General features: G+C 66.3%; 8 protein-coding genes and 1 riboswitch. Of the genes, 5 read left to right on the top strand and 3 right to left on the bottom strand.

The window, feature by feature from the left end; all coding sequences use genetic code 11:
* Positions 1 to 476 precede the first annotated feature (476 nt).
* The gene (locus A9X01_RS28770; RefSeq protein WP_081282209.1) at positions 477 to 8606 is read left to right on the top strand and encodes a type I polyketide synthase; all 8130 of its coding nucleotides are present in this window, start codon (positions 477 to 479) and stop codon (positions 8604 to 8606) included.
* A gap of 5 nt (positions 8607 to 8611) precedes the next feature.
* On the opposite strand, the gene A9X01_RS05175 is transcribed toward A9X01_RS28770, so the two are convergent.
* Together A9X01_RS05175 and pks2 are read right to left on the bottom strand one after the other, a co-directional pair.
* Entirely contained in the window at positions 8612 to 10084 is a 1473-nt protein-coding gene (locus A9X01_RS05175; RefSeq protein ID WP_065119681.1) for a condensation domain-containing protein, read from the bottom strand.
* 15 nt (positions 10085 to 10099) lie between these two features.
* A complete protein-coding gene (gene pks2 / locus A9X01_RS05170; protein ID WP_081282208.1) occupies positions 10100 to 16348 on the bottom strand; it encodes a sulfolipid-1 biosynthesis phthioceranic/hydroxyphthioceranic acid synthase in 6249 nt (2082 codons plus the stop codon).
* Positions 16349 to 16549: 201 nt separating this feature from the next.
* On the opposite strand from pks2, the gene A9X01_RS05165 reads away from it, so the two are divergent.
* The 4 genes from A9X01_RS05165 (at position 16550) to ileS (ending at position 22652) form a co-directional block, all read left to right on the top strand.
* Positions 16550 to 17131, top strand: a complete 582-nt coding sequence (locus A9X01_RS05165) for a carboxymuconolactone decarboxylase family protein (protein ID WP_065119679.1) — start codon at positions 16550 to 16552, stop codon at positions 17129 to 17131.
* A 103-nt stretch (positions 17132 to 17234) separates the two neighbouring features.
* Positions 17235 to 18362, top strand: coding sequence for an NAD(P)H-dependent flavin oxidoreductase (locus tag A9X01_RS05160; protein ID WP_065119677.1), 1128 nt, complete (start codon positions 17235 to 17237; stop codon positions 18360 to 18362).
* A 155-nt stretch (positions 18363 to 18517) separates the two neighbouring features.
* Positions 18518 to 18687: riboswitch (M-box (ykoK) riboswitch) on the top strand.
* Between the two features lie 279 nt (positions 18688 to 18966).
* Entirely contained in the window at positions 18967 to 19212 is a 246-nt protein-coding gene (locus A9X01_RS05155) for an Rv1535 family protein (RefSeq protein WP_065119675.1), read from the top strand.
* A 311-nt stretch (positions 19213 to 19523) separates the two neighbouring features.
* Complete coding sequence (gene ileS, locus A9X01_RS05150) at positions 19524 to 22652, top strand: isoleucine--tRNA ligase (RefSeq protein WP_155771940.1); 3129 nt, start codon at positions 19524 to 19526, stop codon at positions 22650 to 22652.
* Positions 22653 to 22667: 15 nt separating this feature from the next.
* On the opposite strand, the gene A9X01_RS05145 is transcribed toward ileS, so the two are convergent.
* Positions 22668 to 23957 (bottom strand): PE domain-containing protein, encoded by a 1290-nt coding sequence (locus tag A9X01_RS05145; protein WP_065119671.1) that lies wholly within the window; start codon positions 23955 to 23957, stop codon positions 22668 to 22670.
* Positions 23958 to 24068 lie beyond the last annotated feature (111 nt).

Raw genomic sequence — 24068 nt, 5'->3', positions numbered from 1 at the left:
CTTGGCAAGCCCGCGGTGGCCGAGTTCAACAGAATGTAATAGGGGAGGGCTCCAGAACCGAGTTTGCTCGGCCCCGAGGCGAGCCGTCCCCTCGCTCCTTCGCGCGCCGCCACTTGGCCGGCGTTCGCTCGCTACGGTCACGCACCCAGTTAGGTCATGTTAAGCGGTACGGATGGGGTTCGTGGGCGAATTCGGAATATTGGGATTTTTGCCATTCCTGCCCCAGCTGCTGCCCATCGAAACCCCCGGCGCAGGACCATCACGCCCGCCCGTAACCCTGGTTGGTCAGCGCCGTCCAGCGGTCAGCTTACGTCCAGAATTGCGAGCGCCGGCGCCGGTGAATTGCGGGCGGCATACAGCGCGTCAACCGGGTCGAGAGCTCGCCTAACGGGAGGGCTCGTGACTCCCTGCGCGGGGTCGGAATTCAGATTCTGCTTTGCTCACGCGGGGTCTACCCATCACGGTATCGTCGACGCGTGCTCGAACCCTCCGTCCCCGCTGTACTGCGGAAACACGCCAGCCAGCGGCCTGATGAGACAGCTTTCACGTTCATTGACTACGAGAAGGATCCGGCCGGCGTTGCCGAAAGCTTGACGTGGTCACAGCTGTATCGACGGACACTCAACGTAGCCCAGGCACTCCGTGCTTGTGGGTCGACGGGCGACCGTGCGGTGGTCCTGGCACCGCAGGGAATGCACTACATCGTGGCCTTCCTCGGCGCTATGGAGGCGGGCCAGATCGCGGTACCACTGTCCGCGCCGCAGGGCGGCGCCAGTGACGAGCGAGCCACTGCGGTCCTGCGGGATGCGGCGCCGACCGCGATCCTGACGACATCCTCGGTGGCGGCCAGCGTTGTCGAGTGCATCGAGCCCGGTGAGGTCGTGCCGACCGTAATCGAGCTTGATTTGCTGGACTTGGATGCCGAGGGCGCACCCGCGGTTGAGCTCGAAGACCGGCCAGAAGTTGCGTATTTGCAATACACCTCGGGGTCGACCCGCACCCCGGCCGGTGTCGTGATCTCGCACAAGAACATGCTGGTCAACACCGAGCAGATCATCGAAAGCTATTACCGCGAAGACGGCGGGATGGCTCCGCCGGACACTACCGTCGTGTCGTGGCTGCCGTTTTTCCACGACATGGGTTTGATTGTGGGCATTGGTATTCCGATCGTCGGCGGCTTTCGGGGTGTGCTCACCAGTCCGCCCGCCTTCTTGCAGCGACCGGCCCGCTGGATGCAGTTGCTGGCCACCGCGAGCAGCCCGTTCACCGCGGGACCGAACATTGCTTTCGAGCTGGCCGCGGCCAAGACCTCCGATGACGACCTGGCCGGCCTCGACCTGGCACACGTCCGCAACATTCTCAATGGCGCGGAACGCGTTCAACCCGCCACGCTCAAACGCTTCGCCAAGCGATTCGCCCGTTTCAATCTGCCCGAACGGGTTTTGCGGCCCTCATACGGGCTGGCCGAAGCCACCGTGTACGTGGCAACCCGCGAACCGGCGGAACCGCCGGCAATTGTGTACTTCGAGTCCGAGGAACTGACCGCCGGCAACGCGAAGCCGTGCGCGAGCGGTCAAGGTACGCCGCTGGTCAGCTACGGCGTGCCGCAGTCGCCGATTGTGCGCATCGTCGACCCCGAGACAAGTATCGAGTGCCCGGCCGGCACGATCGGGGAGATCTGGACGCTGGGCGACAACGTCGCCGACGGCTACTGGCAGAAGCCCGAAGAATCCGCACGCACATTCGGTGCGACGATCGTTGATCCCTCGCCCGAGACGCCCGAAGGCCCCTGGCTGCGGACCGGAGACCTCGGCTTTTTCTCCGGCGGTGAGATGTTCATCATCGGCCGGATCAAAGATCTCCTTATTGTCTATGGGCGCAACCATTCTCCCGACGACATCGAAGCCACGATCCAAGAGATCACCGCGGGCCGTTGCGTGGCAATCGCGGTCGCGGATGACGACGGCATCGAGAAGCTGGTCACCATCGTCGAGCTCAAGGTCCGCGCCGATTCCGAAGAGGCGGCCGCGGAACGGATCAGCGTCGCCAAGCGTGAACTGACCGCGGCCATTTCGAAAACGCACGGTCTGAGCGTCGCGGATCTTGTTCTGGTGGCACCGCACTCGATTCCGCTGACCACCAGCGGCAAGGTCAGGCGGCGAGAATGCCTGCAGCGCTACCGTCGCGGCGAGTTTGCTCGCATCGACGCGCAGCTTCGTCGGCCAAAGCAGCCCAGTGCCAACGAAACCGGCTCGCAACTCGGGGACGACTCGGCGTTGGCGCAGCGCCTGCGCGGCCTCCGTCAACAAGAGCAAGAACTTCTGGTCGGGGTGGTGTGCGAGCAGGCGGCGGCGGTACTGGGCCGGGCCAACGCTGCTGAGATCGACCCGGAAAGCGCGTTTCAGGATTTGGGCTTTGACTCGGTGAAAGCCACCGAGCTATTGGATCGGCTGAAATCGGTTACCGAACTGGATCTGCCGCCCACGCTGGCCTTCGACTATCCCACTCCCGGCGCGCTGAGCAACCATCTGGGACAGCTGCTCGGCGGGTCGGCAATGGCGACTACGCAGGTGGTTGCGCAGGCCGGGTCGGACGAGCCGGTTGCCGTGATCGGGATGGCGTGCCGCTTCCCCGGTGGAGTCAATTCGGCTGCGGCGCTCTGGGATCTGGTTGCCACCGGCACCGACGCAATGGGAGCCTTTCCGACCGATCGAGGCTGGAATCTCGCCGAACTGTTCGATCCCGATCCCGACGCGGTGGGCAAGACCTATACCCGCACCGGGGGTTTCCTGGCAGATGCGGCCGGGTTCGACGCGGAATTCTTCGGTATTTCGCCGCGGGAAGCTCAAACCATGGACCCCCAGCAGCGGATGCTGCTCGAGGTGTGCTGGGAAGCGTTGGAAACCGCGCGGATTGACCCCTCCAGCTTGTTGCGTTCAGAAACCGGAGTGTTCGCCGGGGCGTGGTCACAGCCCTACGGCGCGGCCGCTAGCGACGGCGTCGAGGGATACGCCCTGACCGGTCTGTCCACCAGCGTGGCATCCGGTCGCGTCGCGTATGCGTTGGGTTTGCAGGGGCCGGCCATCACCGTCGACACCGCGTGCTCGTCGTCGCTGGTGGCAACGCATCTGGCATGTCAGTCGCTGCGCAACGGGGAAAGCAGCCTTGCCCTGGCCGGCGGCGTGACAGTGATGACCTCACCGATGGTGTTCACCGAATTTGCCCGGCAGCGTGGATTGGCGGTCGACGGGCGTTGCAAGGCATTCGCCGCCGCGGCTGACGGCACCGGCTGGGGAGAAGGGGCCGCGGTGCTGGTCCTGGAACGGCTCAGCGATGCGCAGCGCAACAATCACCCCGTGTTGGCGGTGATCGCGGGATCTGCGATCAACCAGGACGGCGCCTCCAACGGGTTGACCGCTCCCAATGGACCTGCCCAACAGAGCGTCATCCGCCAAGCCGGGGCCAACGCCGGCGTCGGGCCCGCTCAGGTCGACGTCGTCGAGGCGCACGGCACCGGTACCGCCCTCGGCGATCCCATCGAGGCGGGCGCGCTGCTGGCCACCTACGGCGCCGGCCGGGATCCGGATCGACCGTTGTGGCTCGGCTCGATCAAATCCAATATCGGCCATACCCAGGCCGCGGCCGGTGCAGCCGGCCTGATCAAGATGGTCGAGGCGCTCAACCACGAATCGCTGCCCCCCACGTTGCATGTCGACCAGCCCAGCCCGCATATCGACTGGTCGGGCGGCGCGGTGCGGTTGCTCACCGAAGCGGTGCCGTGGCCGGCGACGGACCACCCCCGCACCGCGGCGGTGTCCTCATTCGGGATCAGCGGCACCAACGCGCACGTCATCGTCCAGCAGGCTCCGGCGCCGCCCGAGGCGGTTGCGAATCACGCAGAGGCGGAGACTGCGCAAGCAGAGGAGCGGCGGCCGCCGCTGCTGCTGTGGCCGATCTCGGCGCGCAGTTCTCGTGCCCTGGCCGGTCAAGCGCACCGGTTGGGGGAGTATCTGCGTTCTCATTCCGACGTCGGGTTGGCCGACGTGGCTTACAGTTTGGCGACCACCCGCGCGCATCACCCCTACCGGGCCACTGTCACCGCCAACCCGGAAAGCGAAGATCCGCGCCACGATCTCCTTGATGCCTTGGATGCGCTGACCGCAGATCAGCCCCACCCGAGCTTGACCCGACACCACGGGTCCACGCATCAGTTGCCCGCCGACACCGTGTTTGTCTTTCCCGGCCAAGGCGCCCAGTACCCCGGCATGGCGTTGCAGCTCTACCAGCGCCACCGCGGCTTCGCGTGCAGCCTCGACGCCTGCGATGAGGCGTTGCGCCCCTTCACCGGTTGGTCGGTGCGCGATGTCATCTTGCAGGACCCGGCGGCGCCGTCCTTGGAGCGCGTGGATGTGGTCCAGCCGGTCTTGTTCGCGATCATGGTGTCCCTGGCGGAAACGCTGGGCTCCTTGGGCATCGTCCCGGATGCCGTCATCGGGCATTCCCAAGGCGAGATCGCCGCGGCCTATGTTGCCGGTGCCCTTTCGCTGGACCAGGCCGCCAAGATCGCGGCGCTGCGCAGTAAGGCGCTGACCGGGCTCTCGGGCGGCGGCGGTATGGCTTCGATCGTGCTGCCCGCGGCGGAAGTTCGGGCACGACTGCAGGCGTGGAACGGTGCCGTCAGCATCGCTGCGATCAACGGGCCCTCGCACACGATCGTCAGTGGTGACCCGGCGGCGCTCGAGCAGCTCACCGCTGCCTGCGAGCAAGACAACATTCAAATACGCTCCATCGCGGTCGATTACGCGTCGCACTGCGAACAGGTGCAGCAGTTGCGTGACCATCTCCTGCAACAGCTGGGTGAAGTGGTCGCGCAGCCCGCTCGTATCCCGCTGTATTCCACGGTGGAAAGCGCGGTGTCGGGCCAGCCGCTCGACACCACAACGATGAACGCCGAGTACTGGTATCGGAATCTGCGTGAGCCGGTTCGGTTCTACGACAATGTCGCCGAACTGCTGGGCCGGCGTGAGCATCTTTTCGTGGAGCTCTCTCCGCACCCCGTGTTGGCCGCGGCGATCACCGACACATTGGCCAGTACCGCCGATCGCGCCGGCTCCGCGGTCATTGCCACACTGCATCGGGAGCGGGCCGACCTCGACGCCGTGGCCACCACGCTGGCGCAGCTGCACAATCACGGCAAATCCCCGTCCTGGCAGAGTCTTTACCCCGGCGCCAACGTCGTTGCCTTGCCTACCTACGCATTCCAACACCGCTCCTACTGGATGACACCCCAGTCCCCGGAGACCACCGGCGGCGCGGCCGACGATGCGCTCTGGAAGGCCGTCGATGACGGTGCCGTCGAAGCGTTCGCGGAACTACTGGGGCTGGGCGACGTTTCGGACGGCGACTCGGTGGAAGCCGTTATGCGCGCGCTGCGCCGGTGGCGTTCGGAATCCGATGTGCGGTCGGCGGCGAACGGTCTGCGATACCAGGTGGCCTGGCGGGCAATTCGCCCCAACACCTTTCCGCAGGCTCGTCGTCGCTGGCTGGCCGTAGCCTTTCCGGAACAGGCCAACGGCGCGTGGGTCAGCGGTCTTGCCACTCGGTACGCAGATGCGGTGGACGTGCTCACCGTCGACCCGAGTGAGCTCGGCAGGGAATCGTTGTCCGCGCTCTTGAAGGCGGCTACGGCGCGGGCTCACTTTGACGGCGTCATCTCGTTTTTGGCCACGGATGAGCGCGCGCATCCGACGCTGCCCGGCACATCGGTCGGATTGCTCTCGACACTCCTTCTTGCGCAGGCCCATTGCGATTCGGGCCTGGGAATTCCGTTGTGGGTGGCCACGCAGGGTGCGGTTTCGGTATCCACGGATGACGATCCCGCGAGCCCGCTCCAGTCCGCCGTGTGGGGGCTTGGACAGTCGGTGTGCCTTGAGCACCCCGACCAGTGGGGCGGTTTGGTCGACCTGCCGGCCCGCGCCGCGCAGCGTGATATCGAGACCTTGTACGCCATTCTGAGCTGCGAGCAGTCAGAGGATCAACTCGCGGTACGGCCCCACTCGGTGAGCGCGCGCCGCCTCGTGGAGGCGCCGCTGCCGTTGCAACGTATTGAACGAGCCAGCAGTTGGAAACCGTCCGGACCGGCTTTGGTGACGGGTGGGACGGGGCGCCTAGGTAAACACATCGTCGGTTGGCTTGCCGATGCCGGCGCCAATCCTATTGTCCTGATGAGCCGTAACGCCGCCCAGCATCCCCAAACGGCCGAACTGACGAAGCAGCTGCACGAGCGTGGCGTGAACGTCAAGGGGCTGTCGGTCGATGTGAGCGACCAGTCCGCGTTGGCGGCCGCGGTCGCTGCCGTCCGCAGCGAGTACGGATCTGTGCAGACCGTCGTACATGCCGCTGCGGCCATCGGGTGGAACACCATTGCCGACACATCGGCCGAAGAGCTGGCGGACAGCTACGCCGCCAAGGCGGTTGGAGCCGACAACCTGGCGAGCGTACTAGCGGACGACCCGCCCGCAACGTTCATCCTGTTCTCTTCCGGAGCGGCGACTTGGGGCGGTGCGCAACAAGGCGCGTATGCGGCCGCGAACGCTCATCTCGAAGCGCTGGCCGCGCGATTGCGTAGCAACGGCTGGGGCGCGGTCGCGGCGGCCTTCGGCCTTTGGGCGGATGAAACCAGCAGCATGCCCGCCGAGGTAGTCGACATCTTCCAGCGGATCGGCCTCAATCCGATCCGGCCCGAAATCGTCTTGGCCGCACTGCAACAGGCCATCGAGGCAGACGACACACTGATCACCCTTGCCGATATTTCCTGGGACAAATTCATCCCAGCGTTCACGGTCCGCCGTTCGCATCCGCTGTTGACCGAACTGGCGGCACGCTCGGGCACCGCCGCAACGAGCGATGGAACACCGGCTTTGGCCGACTCGGGGCTTCGACAAAAGCTGGCCGGCCGAACAGAGGAAGAGCGACTTGGGATCCTGACCGACGTGGTGGCAGGCGCCACCGCAACGGTGTTGGCCCATCGCGACCCGGATGCACTCGACACCGACGTGGCGTTCAAAGACCTCGGAATCGACTCGCTCACCGCATTGGAACTACGCAATGCGCTGAGCGCCCAAACCGGGCTGACGCTGCCGGCCACCCTCGTGTTCGAACATCCCACACCCACCTCGCTCGCGCGCCACCTAGCGGGCTTACTGACCGAGACGCCGGTTGAACGGGCGCAGCCGGCGGTGCCGGTCCGCTCGGGTGGCCTTGAGCCGCTCGACAATAGACTGGCCTACCTCGACCAGGCGTCTTTCCTCGCGACCCGAGCGGTGCACGGCGCGCTGATCCAAGTGACGTGGATCTACGATCGCGGCGCCGACATCGAAGGGCTGCGGCGCTTTCACCGAAACCTCGGCTCCGGGTTGTTCGGGCGCCTGATCGAACGGTCTCCGTTGCCGTTCGCGCGCGATCGGTGGGTGCTGGCGCCCAACACGCCGAAACTGGATATCGAAGCGACGCCGCGAGCGCGTAATGACGTGAGCGACTGGGCCGACGAACGGGCCCGCCTGGCCATCGATCCGGAGTGGGGGCCCGGCTGGCACCTCGGGGTGCTGCCGCTCACCGATGGCGGAACTGCGGTGAGCCTGGTGGTCTCGCATACGGTTGTCGACGCAATAGCTTTCGGCCAAGCGATAGCCGATGCGGCCGAAGGCAGGACGCACGACTTGGGTTATCCACCCCGGGGAGCGCGTCCTCTCGGACGGGCGCTGCGGGAGGACTTCCGGCAAACCACCAAAGAACTTCCGCACATCGGACGTGCTTTGGTCGCCGTGGCTCGACGGGCTCGGCGCGACCGCAAGGAACTCACCTCAACAATGAAGGCGGCGCCGCCTGCGCCGCGAACCGCCGGCGATGACCCGAGGATCGAGATGCCGGCGCTGACTGCTTACATCAAGCTCAGCGACTGGGATGCACTCGCGAAACAGCTTGGCGCAAGCAGCCATTCGCTGGTCGCGGGGGTCGCCTGCCGGCTCGCTGTGCGGGTGGGACGAGTCAACGATGACGGAGCGGTGACGCTGCGGCTGGTGGCGAACCTGCGGGACAACGGCGATATCCGCGGCAACGCCATCACCGCTATCGACATCGGTGTGGACCCGACGAATGCGGCGACCGACCTTCGCGACATCCACCTGAAAATCACGCAGACGATTCTGGAAGCGATCGACAACTCCGACAACGAGTGGTTGGCGCCACTGCCGTTGACGGCGTTGACGCCAAAGCGAGTTGTGCGGAAGCTGGCGGGGGTGGCGGCCGGAGGCGCGACTCTCCCGGTCACCGTCTCCAACATCGGTGACCTACCGCCGGCGGTGAATCGGCCCGACGGCACCGACGCCGACGAGGCCCACATGCGGCCCTTCGAACCGGGTATGAAGAAAAGCACCCTCGAAGGGATGGGCGGTCAATTGTTGCTGGTCTCGGGGCGGGACCGGGACAAGATCTTCATCCGGATCTCGGCGTATCTGCTGGGCCAGCCGAATACGAAAGAACAACTACGGCAGACGATTTCAAGTACGTTCGCCGAATTCGGCCTGGATCCACAGATCGACTGGTAGCCGCTTCACTTGGCGGCCTCGCTCGGACCCGCGGCAGCTGTGACGGTAGCCGGACCCGGGCAAGGCAGTGTGAGGTTGTGTCCGGTGGCCACTCGTAGATACACCGTCTTCATCACGTGCAGGTATCGCGAGATGGATTCGTAAGCGACCGGATTGCTGGGGAACGAAGCGGTCACCGTGGTTTCTTCATGAAATTTGTTGACCCACAGACACACCCGTGCTGCGAGCCGGCCGTCGCTGAATGCTTGGGTATTTGTCCGGCCAAGTTGGGTGGCAATCATCGCTGAGAGCGGGGGAACGCCGCTGTCCAGGAACGACAGCATGGGGAAACCCCCTACGGCAGGAGGTTTCCGCAGCAGCGGCGACAGTTCCAGGACCCGCTCGAATGGCACGTCGGCCAGGTGTACTCCGGAGTCGAACGCGTCTTGTGCGCCGCGTGCCGTTTCACCGAAGGACGCGGCCACCGGCACCGCGAAGGGAACGTGCCCGATGAACCAGCCGGTGGTCATGAATTCCGCGGGAGTGCGGCGGGTGCCGACCGGAGTAAGGGCGTAGTACGTTCTCGAGCCGGTAATGGCGAACTCGGTCAGTGCGGCGGCGGCGAACACACCGCCGCTGAACCGGGCGCCCGCGGCGGTACATGCGGCTTCGAACCGCACGGTTTGGTCGGCGTCCAGCAGCCGCAGCGATAGCAGCTCTCCGCTGGTTGAAAGCGAGCTATCGCCGAGCGGCAGCGGGAAAGTGGGCAGCGATCCGTCGTTCTCGTCGAAGATGTCGATCCATCGGCGAATTTCTGGGGATTCCAGCGTCAGCTTCGATGTGTGGTCGCGCTCGCGCAGGCAGTAGTCGGCGTAGCTGCCTGCCGGGGAAAGCGCGATGGGTCCCTCACCGTCCATCAGCGCGTTGTACATCGCCTGAATTTCTGCATAGACGCTGCCGATGTACATCGGGTCGACGTGCAAATGGTCGACGCAGATGCACACGGTGAAGTGGTCACCGCGCTGAATGATGGCGAACCTGAAGCATTCCCAGTCCAATGGGCCGGGTGTCGCCAAGAGGTGGTCCTGCCACTGCCCTGCGGTCATCTCGCCCCGCTGAATCGCGACCAGTTCGATATCGGCGGGATCGGACATGGTGTGCCGGACGATTTGTCCGCCGTCGACGAACTCGAACCAACTGTGGAAGGTGTCGTGCCGGCGCAGGTGCGCGTTGAAAATGTAGGTCATTGTGCGGATGTCGCACTGGCCGGGAATATCGAAGGCGATCACCAGCAGACGCGAAATGTCGCGTCCGCGGAGCTGCTGTTCGCGGTAGCCGCGCAGGTGACGGGTCTGAATGTAACTCGGCGGCACCGCACTGGGCGGAGCTTGCCGCGACTTCTGCAGCGAAGCCGGTGTGGCCCGCCACAACCAGGCCGAACCCGGGGCCGGAACCCAGTCGCCTAGCTTCCCGAGGCCCAGATGGCCCACAACGACCATGATCGCTCCTCGCGGTCAGTGCGGCGATACTCCAGGGTATTTCGCGACTGCGCTTTGCCCCCTCATTGGCGCCGGAGCGTCGTGAACCTGCGTGAGTTTGTCGCACAGCCTGTTGGCCAAATCCCGGACCGTGGTGATGTCGGTCGTGCCCAGCCGGATTCCGGTTTCGGTCTCGAGCTGGGTGCGCAGTTCCAGGTTGCCAAGGGAATCGAGGCCGTAGTCCGACAGCGACCGGTCCGGGTCGACGCTGCGCCGCAGAATGGTGCTGACCTGTTCGGACACCAGTCGTCTTAGCTGACTTGGCCATTCGTCGTGCGGTTGCTGCGACAACCTGTCGCTGAACGTCGCAATGCCATTGTCGTGCCTACCATTGCGGCCGGTGGGGCGAAACGCTTGGCCGAACAGGGCTCGTTCGGCCAGCCCGTCCAGCCACGGTGATCCCACCGTGGGAAGGTAACCCGAATGGCAACGGGTGTGCCGCAGCAGCGCATCGAACGCATAGGCGCCCTCGTCGGGCGCGATCATCGTGATATCGCAGGTGTCGGCCAGGCCTGCGCCTCGGCCTAGTTCTGCCCAGGGGCCCCATGCGATCGCGGTAGCCGGGCGGCCCTGAGCCCGTTGCCAGTGGGTGAAGCCGTCCAGCCAGCTGTTGGCCGCCGCATACGCACCCTGTCCGGGCGAACCCAACAGCGCTGCCGCGGACGAGAATGAGCAGAACCAATCCAGATCCGCGGCCTCGGTCGCCTGGTGCAGATTCCAGGCGCCGTGCACTTTGGGCACCCAATTCCGTTGCAGCACCTGGTCGGTGATGTTGGGCAGAGTGGCGTCCTCGACCACTGCGGCCGCGTGCAGCACGCCACGCAGCGGCAGTCCGGTGGCGGTCGCGGCGGCAACCAGCCGGTCCGCGGTGCCGGCCAAGGCGATATCGCCGCATTCCACCACGAGGTCGGCACCGGTGGCCCGGACGAGTTCGATTGTCTCTATGGTTCTTTGACTCGGCGCCGAGCGAGAGTTGAGCACGATGCGACCGGCACCCGCGGCGGCCATTTGCTCGGCGAGGAACAGCCCGAGGCCGCCCAGGCCACCGGTGACGATGTAGGAACCGTCGGGCCGGAACGCGGCAACCTGGTCCGGCGCCACCACCACGGTGCTGCAGGCCGCGCGAGGGATGTCGAGCAGAAGCTTGCCGACGTGAGATGCGTTGCTCACGGCCCGAATCGCGTCGGTCGCATTGTCGAGTCGGTAATGGGTGCATGGCGGGCACGGCAGGACACCGGTTGCGGCGCGCCGGTACACCTCTTGTAGCAATGCCCCCACCCGCTGGGGATGTGTGGCTGCCAGCAACGCCAGGTCCACGGCGTGCAGGGAAAGGTTGCGGCGCAACGCGAAAAGACCCAGCTTGGAATCGCTGTAGATATCGCGCTTGCCGATTTCGACAAAGCGGCCGCCGAAGGCGAGCACGTCGATCCCGGCGCGCTGGGCGGCGCCGGTCAGCGAGTTGAGCACGACGTCGACGCCGTAACCGTGGGTATCGCGACGGATCTGCTCTGCGAAATCGGTGCTTCGCGAGTCGTAGACGTATCGAATACCCATGTCATGCAGCACTTCTCGGCGCTGCGGGCTGCCCGCGGTGGTGAAGATCTCCGCGCCGAAACTTTGGGCGATGGCGATCGCCGCCAGACCCACGCCACCGGTGCCGGAATGGATCAGCACCTTGTCGCCGGGCTGGAGGCGGGCGAGTTCGTGCAACCCGTACCACGCTGTGGCCGCGGTCGTCGTGATCGCGGCCGCGTGGGCATCGGTCACGCCCGGTGGAAGCGGTGCGGTAAGCGCGGCGTCACATGTGACGAATGTGCCCCAGCATCCGCCCGGTGAGATGCCGCCGACCCGGTCGCCGACGTGGTAGTTCAAGACGTCGCTGCCGACGGCGGTCACCACTCCGGCGAAATCGAGGCCCAGCTGGGTTCGTCGGCCATCGAAAGAGGGGTACTGACCGAACGCCGCGAGCACGTCGGCGAAGTTGACGCTGGAAACGCTGACCGCGACCTCGATTTCACCGGCCCCGGGAGTCCGCCGCTTGGTGCTGACCGCCTCGATGGTCGCCAAGTCGCCGGGCCTGCGGATGGCCAGGCGGACACCATCGCGTCGGTGGTCAGCGGTGATGGTCGTGCGCTCGTCGGGGCGCAGCGGAGCCGGGCGCAGGTGTGCGGTCAGCCAGGCGTCGTTGCGCCATGCGGTCTCATCCTCGGCTGAGCCGGAAAGCAGTTGTCTCGCAAGGCTGTCCGCGGTCGTCGTGGCGTCGATGTCGATCTGGGTGGTTCGTAAGTACGGGTGCTCGGCGCCGACCACCCGCAGCAGTCCGCGTACCCCCGCGTGCGCGAGGTTGACATGTTCGCCGGTGCGCACGGCCTGACCGTGCCGGGTCAACACGTACAGCCTGGGTATCTCGCCGCTCATCTCGGGCAGTTCGCGGGCGATGTGGATGAGGGTACGAACGGTGTCGGTACCTCGGGGGTCGGCACTCCCGGCGTCCCCGGCGCACACGACGACACCGTCGACGCCGGTAAGTGCGGTGTGCAGGGCGGTACGGGTCGCCGGCCAGCACATGGTGTTGACGGTCGCGCCGCGCTGCCGCAACGCTTCGGCCAATGCGGACACCGACGTGTCGCCGGGAAAATCGATCAACAGCCAACTGCCCGGGTCCGCGGTGATCTCGGGTAGCTCGCGGGGCTGCCATTCGATTTCCACCAGGCGGTGATCGAGCAAGCGGTCGCGGTCGGCGCTTTCGGAGAATCCGGTGCCCATCACCAGGCCACGCACCGCCAGCAGCACGCTGCCCCGCTCGTCGAGCACATCGATGTCGGCCTCGAAGTTGCTGCCGCACGCGGTGACCGTGGTGTGGCAATAGCGCGGGGCACCTGCTGGGCCATAGCGGCGCAGGCGGCGCACACTGAGCGGAATCAGCATGGCGCCGTTGGCAACACCGCGGACGGCGGGATGGGCCGCGACGGATTGAAAACAGGCGTCCAGCACGACTGGGTGTATCGAATACTGGGCTTGCTGATTGCGGAGCGCTCTCGGGAAAGCGATCTCGGCGACGACGGTGCCGACCGTTCCGTCGGCGATCCAGGCGGCAGTCAGGCCGGCGAAAGCGGGGCCGAACCCTATGCCACGCTCGCGGAACCACTTTCGGATCTGCTCGCCGTCGAGGCGGCGGGAATGGGTGGCCAACAGCGTGCCGATGTCCTGAGCAGGCATCGGGTCTCGACCGACCGGCTGCAGAACGGCCACCGCTCGCCGGACCTGGTCACCCGTCTGGACGACGAACGCGGCAGCTCCGGATGGCAACAGCGATGCGCTGGCGCCGACGGGCGCCTCGTCGTCCAGTAGCAGCATCTCCTCGAACCGCAGGCCGCGAACCTCGGACTCGCCGAATACGGTTTCGGCGGCGGACAAGGCCATTTCGCAATACGCCGCACCCGGAAGCGCTGCTACGCCGTTGATTTGGTGATCGCCGGACCAGGGCAGCGCCGTCGTGCCGACATCGGACTGCCAAGCGTGCCGCTCCGGCTCTTCCATCAGCCGAACGTGTACCCCCAGCAAGGGATGCGCGCCCATGCCGTTGGTGTTTCGGGCGGGCTGCTCCGGTGCAAGCATCAGCGGCCGGTTGGCCCACACCGGCAGGGGCGCGTCCACCAGCTGGCCGGCCGGATACAGCGCGGCGAAATCAGTGGCGGCGCCCGCGTTGTGGATCTCGGCGTGCAGCGGTGTCACCCCGTGCGGTAGCGGCTGTCCGCGCCGCAGGGCCGGAATCGCAGCGACCGGCATGTCCAATGCACGGGCGGTCTGCTCGATGGCCCGGGTCAGCAGCGGATGCGGCGACAGTTCGACGAATACCCGATGCCCGTCTTCGAGCGCGGCCTTGGTGGCGGCGGAGAAGCGCACCGCGTGGCGCAGATTGTCGACCCAGTAGCGGGCGTCGCACTTGGGCGCTTCGCGGGGATCGAACAGCGTCGCCGAATAGTAGGCAAGACGCGGAGTCCGTGGTGTTATGTCGCTCAGCAGGCCGGCCAGCTCGTCGAGGATCGGATCAACCTGCGGGGTATGGGATGCGACGTCCACGGCGACCTCGCTGGCCAGAATGTCGCGGTCCTTCCACGCCGCGACCAGTCGACGGACCTGCTCGGTGCTACCGCCGATCACGGTCGATTGCGGTGACGCGATGACGGCGATCACCACGTCGGTGATGCTTTGCCGGGCCAGCTCTTCGCGGACCTGTTTGGCGGGGAGTTCGATCGCCGCCATCGCGCCGGCACCGGCGAGCTGGGCGCACAATCGGGAGCGGCGGCAAATGACCCGCACCCCATCGGCCAGGGAGAGGACGCCGGCGACGACGGCGGCCGAGACCTCGCCAAGGGAATGCCCGATCACCGCGGCGGGCCTCGCGCCGGCGGACTCCAGCGCCGCCGCGAGCGCGACCTGCAAGGTGAACAGCGTCGGCTGAATTTGGTCGATGCTGGTGAGGGTCTGCGGTGTACTCAACGCTTCGGTCACCGAGAATCCCGACTCCCGGGCGATCAGCGGTTCGGCGGCGGCCACCGTGGCAGCGAACGCCGCCTCGTCGGCCAGCAGGTCGGCGCCCATGGCCGGCCACTGCGAGCCCTGTCCGGAGAACACCCATACCGGTCCTCGGTCGTCGAGACCGACGGCGCTGTGCAGCGGTTGGTCGCCGTCGGCGAATTCGCGGAGCCGCTCGATCAATTCGGCGTTGGTGTCCGCGACGATCGCGCTGCGCACCGGCCGGTAGCCGCGCCGGCGAGCCAGGGTGTAGCCAAGGTCCGCCGGAGCTACCTCGTGCCTGCCGACCCAGTCCGCTAGCCGACTTGCCGTCTGCCGCAACGCCTGCGCGGAGGTGGCCGACATGACGAACAACTTCGCTGCGCCGGTGTTCCGCCGGTCCGCTACCGGGGGTGCTTGCTCGACGATGACGTGCGCATTGGTCCCCGACATTCCGTACGACGACACCGCTGCCCGCCGGGGCGTCGCCGCACCGCCCGCGGGCCAGCTCGTAATGGACTGTGGCACAAACATTCCGGTGTCGATCGCGGCCAATTCGTCGGGCAGTCGGGTGAAATGGGCCATCGGCGGGACCGTTGCGTGCTGGAGCGACAGGATCGCCTTGATAACGCCGACCGCGCCTGCGGCCGCCTCGGTGTGACCGATATTGCTCTTGGCCGAGCCGAGGGCGCACGGCCGGCCATTTAGGCCGTAAACTCTTGCAAGACTGTGAAATTCGATGGGATCGCCGACCGGAGTGCCGGTGCCGTGCGCTTCAATCATGCCGATGGTGTCGGGGTGCACACCGGCGGCCGCCAACGCCGAGTGATACGCCGCTACCTGCGCATCTGAGGAGGGCGTCGTAATGGTGTCGGTGCGGCCGTCCTGATTCGTCGCGGTGCCCCGTATGACGGCCAGAATCCGATCGCCGTCGCGCAGCGCATCGGGCAGGCGCTTCAACAACACCATGGCGCAGGCCTCGGACCGCACGAATCCGTCGGCGGCTGTATCGAACGGCCGGCACCGTCCGGTGGGTGACAACATGCCCTGTCCGGACGCCGACGCGTACAGCTGCGGTTCCAGCATGACCATGCAGCCCCCGGCCAGGGCCAGGTCGCTCTCGTGATCGTGCAGGCTGCGGCAGGCCAGGTGCACCGCCACCAGGCTCGACGAACACGCGGTGTCCACCGTCAACGCCGGGCCCCGCAGGCCCAGGGCATACGACACCCGCCCGGACGCCATGCTCAGCGCGGTGCCGGTGAAGCCGTACGCATCACCCAGGGCGCCCGCGGCATTGGTGACATGGGTGTAGTCGTCGTGGCACATGCCGACGAAGACGCCGGTCAGCGAGTTGGCCAGCGAGGCGGGCGGGCGCCCGGCGTGCTCCACGGCCTCCCACGAAACCTGCATCAACAGGCGGTGTTGCGGATCGATCGCCGCTGCCTCCCGCTCGCTGATGCCGAAGAACTCCGGATCGAACCCCGCGACGTCGGTCAGGAAGCCACCCCAGCGAGATACCGACCGGCCAGGTTGTCCCGGCTCGGTGTCGTAGTAGTCGTCGGCGTTCCATCGCTCGGCAGGCACCTCGGTGATTGGGTCATCACCACGTAGCAGTGTGTTCCAGAACGCCTCGGGGGAATCGATTCCGCCGGGCAGGCGGCATGCCATGCCGATGACCGCCACGGGAGTGCCTTGCAACTGATCCACCGTCGGCCCACCTCGTTGCTCGCTTCAGCTGCCCGTCATCCTTCCGCGAAGCGCCACGGATCAGGGATCAACGCGCCGGTGTCTGCGCCGGTATTGCAGTTCAGCGATACAGAGCCCGAAGGCCGGCGGTGGGGAGGTAATGTGCGAAACCCCTGGAGTTCATTCGATTCGCTTGTGCGATAAGCGGGGAGGGCATGCAACATGACCCAAGCCAATGAGCCGTCCCGGATACCGCTGTTGCCGGTCGACGAGGCCAAAGCCGCCGCCGACGAGGCCGGGGTACCGGACTACATGGCCGAACTGAGCATCTTCCAGGCGCTGCTGAATCATCCGCGGTTGGCGGGCGTCTTCAACGATCTTCTTGCCTCGATGCTGTGGCACGGCGCCCTCGATCGGAGGCTGCGCGAACTGGCGATCATGCGCATCGGCTGGCTGACCGGCTGCGACTACGAGTGGACCCAGCACTGGCGGGTGGCCTCGCGCCTGGGGGTATCGGCCGAAGATCTGGTCGGCGTGCGGGACTGGCAGGCGCACAACGGGTTCGGTGCCACCGAGCGTGCGGTGCTGGCCGCCACCGACGACATCGTGCGCGACGGCGCGGTGAGCGATGCGAGCTGGGCGGCGTGCGAGCGGGAATTCGAAGGCGACACAACCGTTCTCATCGAGCTGGTCACTGCGATCGGGGCTTGGCGGATGGTCGCCTCGATCCTGCGGAGCTTGAAGGTTCCGCTGGAGGAGGGCGTGGCCAGCTGGCCACCGGACGGCGTTTCCCCGCCGTCCTAGCGTCGCCCGCTCAACGAGGGCCTCAGGTCGGAGAATCGCGCAGTTCCGCTACCCAGGACCCACTCTCGACGAACCATCGGCGTGACGGCGTAGCGTCGGCGGCATGCGAACCAGGGTGGCCGAAATGCTCGGCGTCGAATTTCCAATCTGCGCGTTCAGTCATTGCCGTGATGTGGTCGCCGCGGTGACCAATGCGGGTGGTTTCGGAATTCTCGGGGCCACCGCACACAGCCCCCGGCGGCTGGAGAGCGAGCTGACCTGGATCGAGGAGCAGACCGGTGGCAAGCCGTACGGGGTGGACCTGTTGCTGCCGCCCAAATACGTCGGCGCCGACGAAGGCGGCATCAATTCCCGGCAGGCGCAAGACCTGCTGCCCGAGGAACACCGCGCGTTCGTCGACGAGCTGCTGACCCGCTACGGGGTCGCCGCCCAGGCCGGCGACGAAGAGCCGATCCGCGGCGGCCTGAACATCTCACCGAAGGGCTACGAACCGCTGCTCGAGGTGGCGTTCGCACACGACATCCGGCTGATCGCCAGCGCGCTCGGACCGCCGCCGCCCGACCTGGTGGAACGGGCGCACAGCCAGGACGTGCTGGTGGCCGCGCTGGCCGGCACCACCCAGCACGCGCGCCGGCACGCGGCCGCCGGAGTGGACCTGATCGTCGCGCAGGGCACTGAAGCGGGCGGGCACACCGGCGAGGTGGCGACCATGGTGCTGGTTCCCGAGGTGGTCGACGCCGTCGCGCCGACGCCGGTGCTGGCCGCCGGCGGCATCGCCCGCGGGCGCCAGATCGCGGCGGCCCTGGCCCTGGGCGCCGAGGGTGTGTGGTGTGGATCAGTCTGGCTGACCACCGAGGAAGCCGAAACAGCGCCGGTGGTCAAGGACAAATTCCTGGCCGCGACGTCCTCGGACACGGTCCGGTCGCGGTCGATGACCGGCAAACCGGCGCGCATGCTGCGCACGGCCTGGACCGACGAATGGGAACGGCCCGACACCCCGAATCCGCTGGGCATGCCGCTGCAGACCGCGCTGATCACCGATTCGCAGATCCGCATCAACCAGGCGGCGGCACATCCCGGCGCCAAGGCGCGCGAACTCGCCACCTACTTCGTCGGCCAGGTGGTCGGCTCGCTGGATCGGGTGCGGCCCACCCGGGCGGTGGTGCTGGACATGGTCGAGGAGTACATCGAGACCATTGGTCGGCTAGAGGGTCTGTCCGACGAATTGTGACCTTAACCACATGGCTCATTGTCACAGCGTTTGCCCAGCTCAGCGGTGCTACAGCTGGGCGGACGCTGTGGTTGTGCAGCGCGACGGCGTAGAGAATCGGAATCTGCGGGATGGCGCGTTGACCGAGGCCGGTCAGTGGTGCATGATCGGTCAGGCAAGCACCTCGTTAGGTGAGGCGGCTACACGAACATAGGCCACTGACCCCGAACGTCGAAAGACGCCCCGGGTCAGGACAGCTCCTCCCGGATTAAGGGTTGAGCCCAGGTGGCTTCCGGTTTACCGGACACGTCGGGTAGTGCCGAAGCTCTGACGAGAGGGGTGCGGATTTTCCGGCGGAAATGCCGGGATTCTGTTCTCCTTGTTGTGTGTGCACAGATCGCGCGGCTGCCGCGTGGGTCGTGACCGAGAGGAGGTGAGGGACGCATGAGTTCCAGTGGTAGTCCGGGTCGATATCCGGATGTTTCGTCCCTGACCGGTCTCCGGCACGACGTCCTCAGCTGAGTCGTCACACCCCCTCCACGCTCGGAACCGTTACGGGACGGGACTCTTCAAGGTTCTTTTGAGGTCCACCTGTCACCGTTGGTTTTTCCGCTAGGAGGCGATCATGACCGCTGCTCTGTACGACGAAGTCGCAACCATTCCCGCCGCGCCGCAGCTGCACGTGGTGCGCGACGTGCCCGTCGCCGACGTGCCGGCGAAGGCGCCCGCCAAGGCTGCGCGTCGCATCGACGAGGCGCTCGGCGCCGGAAGCGACCCGCTGGTCGACGGCGCCGCCCGGCTGCTCACCATCCCGCTGCGGCACCTGTACGCCGCGCTGTGGCGCGTCGGTGTACTCGAGGTTCAGGCGTAAAGCCATGGACAGCGATCAACTCGGGACTCCGAGGGGCTAGCCGACCGCAGGTCGCCTGCGGCGGGCCAGCCCCTCGGGGTCCATCCATTAGACTCAACTCATTGGCGTCGATCCGGCCATCACCGGGGAGCCTTCGGAAGAACAGCCTCTGCGGCCCAGTAGAACCGAACGGGTAGGCCCGTCACAGCCGTATCCAGAGCGGTCACGCGTCAGCGTGGCAAGCGGGGTGGTACCGCGGCGTTCGCGCACCAGCGCATCGTCGTCCCCGTGCCTGAACTGCCGAGGCACCGGAGAGACGCGTGACGAATAACCTGGATAGCGAGGCCCGCCCGGTCTATCCCAAGCTGGCCAGCGGCGCACCCGACTTTCCCGCGCTCGAGCTCGAGGTGCTCGACTACTGGTTCCGCGACGACACCTTCCGCGCCAGCATTGCCCGCCGCGATGGTGCGCAGGAATACGTGTTCTACGACGGGCCGCCGTTCGCCAACGGGCTGCCGCACTACGGGCATCTGCTGACCGGCTACGTCAAAGACATCGTGCCGCGGTATCGGACGATGCGCGGTGACAAGGTGGAGCGCCGATTCGGCTGGGACACACACGGATTGCCGGCCGAACTCGAAGTCGAACGCCAACTCGGTATCACGGACAAGTCCCAGATCGACTCGATGGGAATCGCCGCCTTCAACGACGCCTGCCGCGCTTCGGTGTTGCGCTACACCGACGAATGGCAGCAGTACGTGACCCGCCAGGCCCGCTGGGTCGACTTCGACAACGACTACAAGACACTCGATCCCAGCTACATGGAGTCGGTGATCTGGGCGTTCAAGCAGCTGTGGGACAAAGGCCTGGCCTACGAGGGATACCGGGTGCTGCCGTACTGCTGGCGCGACGAGACCCCGTTGTCCAATCACGAGCTGCGCATGGACGACGACGTCTACCAAAGCCGTCAGGACCCCGCTCTCACCGTTGGATTCAAGGTCGCCGGTGGCCAACTCGACGGTGCGTTCCTGCTCGTCTGGACGACGACGCCGTGGACCCTGCCGTCGAACCTGGCGGTGGCGGTGAACCCCGGCGTGAGCTACGTGGAAGTTCGGAATGGGGATCGACGCTTTGTGCTCGCCGAGGCACGGTTGGGCGCCTACGCGCGCGAACTCGGCGAAGAGCCCGAGGTGCTGCGTGTCATCCCCGGCTCGGATCTGCTGGGCACCCGGTACCTGCCGCCCTTCCCGTATTTCATGGACGCGCACAACGCTTTCCAGGTGTTGCCCGGTGAATTCGTCACCACCGAGGACGGCACCGGGCTGGTGCACATGGCACCGGCTTACGGTGAGGACGACATGGCGACCACCGACCCGGTGGGCATCGAGCCGGTCACGCCCGTCGACGCCAAGGGTCGCTTCGACGCGACCGTCCCGGATTACCAGGGGCAGCACGTCTTCGACGCCAACCCGCAGATCATCCGTGACCTGAAGAATCAGAGCGGTCCCGCGGCGGCGAACGGTGCGGTGCTGGTGCGCCACGAGACTTACGAGCACCCGTACCCGCACTGCTGGCGATGCCGGAATCCGCTGATCTACCGGGCGGTGTCGTCCTGGTTCGTGCGGGTGACCGACTTCCGCGATCGCATGGTGGAGCTCAACCAGCAGATCACCTGGTATCCCGAGCACGTGAAGGACGGGCAGTTCGGCAAGTGGTTGCAGGGCGCCCGCGACTGGTCGATCTCGCGAAACCGGTACTGGGGCACCCCTATTCCGGTGTGGAAGTCCGACGATCCGGCGTTCCCCAGGATCGACGTGTACGGCAGCCTGGACGAGCTGGAACGCGACTTCGGGGTGCGCCCGGACAACCTGCATCGGCCTTACATCGACGAACTCACCAGGCCCAATCCCGACGACCCGACCGGGAACAGCACGATGCGCCGCATAACCGATGTGCTCGACGTGTGGTTCGACTCCGGTTCGATGCCCTATGCCCAGGTGCATTACCCGTTCGAGAACGCGGACTGGTTCGACAGCCACTACCCGGGTGACTTCATCGTCGAGTACATCGGCCAGACCCGGGGCTGGTTCTACACGCTGCACGTGCTGGCGACCGCGTTGTTCGACCGGCCGTCATTCAAAACCTGTGTGGCACATGGGATCGTGCTGGGGTCAGACGGCCAGAAGATGAGTAAGTCGCTGCGCAACTATCCGGACGTGACCGAGGTGTTCGACCGCGACGGCTCGGACGCCATGCGATGGTTCCTGATGGCCTCGCCGATCCTGCGCGGCGGAAACCTGATCGTCACCGAGCAGGGCATCCGGGACGGTGTGCGTCAGGTGTTGCTGCCGTTCTGGAACGCCTACAGCTTCTTGGCGCTGTACGCACCGAAAGTCGGTACCTGGCGCACAGATTCGAAGCATGTGCTGGACCGTTACATCCTGGCCAAGCTGGCAGTGTTGCGCGACGACCTGACCGCTGCCCTGGATGTGTGCGACATCTCGGGGGCCTGCGAGCAGTTGCGCCTGTTCACCGAGGCGTTGACGAATTGGTATGTCCGACGGTCGCGTTCCCGGTTCTGGGAGGAAGACGCCGACGCCATCGACACCCTGCATACCGTGCTGGAGGTGACCGCCCGGTTGGCCGCTCCGCTGTTGCCGTTGATCACCGAGTTGATCTGGCGCGGCCTGACCGGCGGCCGTTCGGTGCACTTGACGGACTGGCCGCAGGCGTCCGAGCTGCCGGTGGACGCCGACTTGGTCGCCGCGATGGACCAGGTACGCGAGGTGTGCTCGGCGGCGTCTTCGCTGCGCAAGGCCAAGAAGCTACGGGTGCGGCTGCCGTTGCCGAAATTGACCGTGGCGGTGGAAGATCCGGAGCGGCTGCGGCCGTTCACCGACCTGATCGGTGACGAGCTCAACGTCAAGCAGGTCGAGCTGACCGACGCGATCGACACCTACGGCCGGTTCGAGCTGACCGTCAACGCCCGGGTGGCCGGACCGCGGCTGGGCAAGGACGTGCAGGCGGCGATCAAGGCCGTCAAGGCCGGTGAAGGCGTCATCAACCCGGACGGCACTCTGACCGCGGGCCCGGCGGTGCTGCAACCCGAGGAATACAGTTCCCGTCTGGTGGCCGCCGATCCGGAGTTCACCGCGGCGCTGCCCGGGGGAGCGGGCCTGGTGGTGTTGGACGGCACGGTGACTCCCGAGCTGGAGGCCGAGGGTTGGGCCAAAGACCGTATCCGCGAGCTGCAGGAGCTGCGCAAGTCGACCGGGTTGGATGTCTCCGACCGGATCAGCGTGGTGGTCGCGGTGCCATCCGAACGCGAGGAGTGGGCGCGCACCCACCGAGACCTGATTGCGGGCGAGATCCTGGCTACCTCGTTCGAATTCGGCGACCCGTCCGACGGTGTCGAGATCGGCGACGGGGTGCGGGTGGCGATCTCCCGGGCGTCCGCGTAGGGGAGTGGCCGGTCGTTACAGGTCGATCGCCGGGATGATCGGCACCGCCGCGACCAGCGAAATCGGTTGTGGCGGCGCCCCAATGGCCTCGGCGAGCCGCTGCGGCAGGTGCAGCAGCAAGCCGGGCAGAATCCCGCCGGTCGGGGTGCCGCCGAGCGGCAGCGACAACAGCGGGAAGCCCGTGGCAGGACCGATATTCGCGGTCACCGTCGACAACGGCGTCAGCAGGCCGCCAACGGGTAGACCTGCCGTCGCCGGCACACTGAGTGCCCCGACGCCGCCGGAGAGCGGCAGGTCTAGTGCGGGGAGGGTCAGGCCGAGCATGACCTGGCCGTTCAGGAAGCCGTTGGTGACTACGGCGGGCGAGGTGAGCACGGCCACCGCGGCGCCGAACAGGTCGCCGCGTTGCATGGCGCTGCCGAACGCCGTCGCGCTGGACATGAACGCATCGAAGGTGGTGATCGGCGAACCGATCGCGTTGATGCCCATGGCGATCGGCAGGCCGAAGAAGGCCGCACCGGTGGCCACCGGGTCGAGTTGTGCTCCGATCGAGTAGGAGAAGTCGGTCAGTGTTCTGAGCACGTTGAACGCGTTCTGACCGATCTGGCCGGGGATGGTGAAGATGGGCGCTATGTCGGCCAGGACCTGGGTGGCGTCCGCGCCGGCCTGCAGGCTAGCCCCCGCATTGGCCAGCGACGTGGAGATGATCTCGCCGTAGTGGGCCTGGTTGGCCAGGAACTGGCGCAGGAACGGGAACGGGTTGGACTGCAGTCCGTTGCCGAGGCTTTGCAGGTTCGCGATCGTGTTGTTGAAGAGGGCTTCATACGGCCTGGTGATGGCCGTCCAATCGGGCGCAGTGGCGCTGGGGCCGAACAGTCCGGGCAGCAGCTCAGGCAGCGCCGGGAGGCCGGGCAGCGTGGGAGAGCCGGGAAGGGCCGGCAGGCCTGGTAGTGCGGGCATGCCGGGCAGGGACGCCGCCGGCGGGGCCAGGGCGGTGGACACGGAGTTGGTGACCACCTGCGCGGCATTCACCGTCTCGGCGCCCACATAGGCGCCGGCGGTAGAGCCCAGCAGGTCGACAATCCCGGTGTGGAAGGCTCGAGTTTGCGCACTGATTATTTGGAATTCCTCGCCGAACTCACCGAATACGCGGGCGATGGCCGCCGATATCTCGTCCGCTGCCGCAGGGGCGATAGCTGTGGTGGAGGCTGCGATCGACTCCGATACATCGGTTAGAGCCGACCGTATGCCTGCCAACTCTTGGGCGGCGGCCTCGATCCATTCGGGAGCAACAACGAGTGACATAGCCATCTCCTAAGACCAGTGCCAATAGCTGATCGCGGGCGATCAAGGTGGTAATGGCCGGGAAAAGAGCTATTAAACATGCGTGTAACGCTATATTTTCGCTGACGTAAA

The sequence above is a fragment of the Mycobacterium asiaticum genome (assembly GCF_001668675.1).
In the GTDB taxonomy this organism is placed as follows: domain Bacteria; phylum Actinomycetota; class Actinomycetes; order Mycobacteriales; family Mycobacteriaceae; genus Mycobacterium; species Mycobacterium asiaticum_D.
The sequence above is the reverse complement of the archived record's forward strand: the minus strand, read 5'-3'. Positions and strand labels throughout refer to the sequence as shown.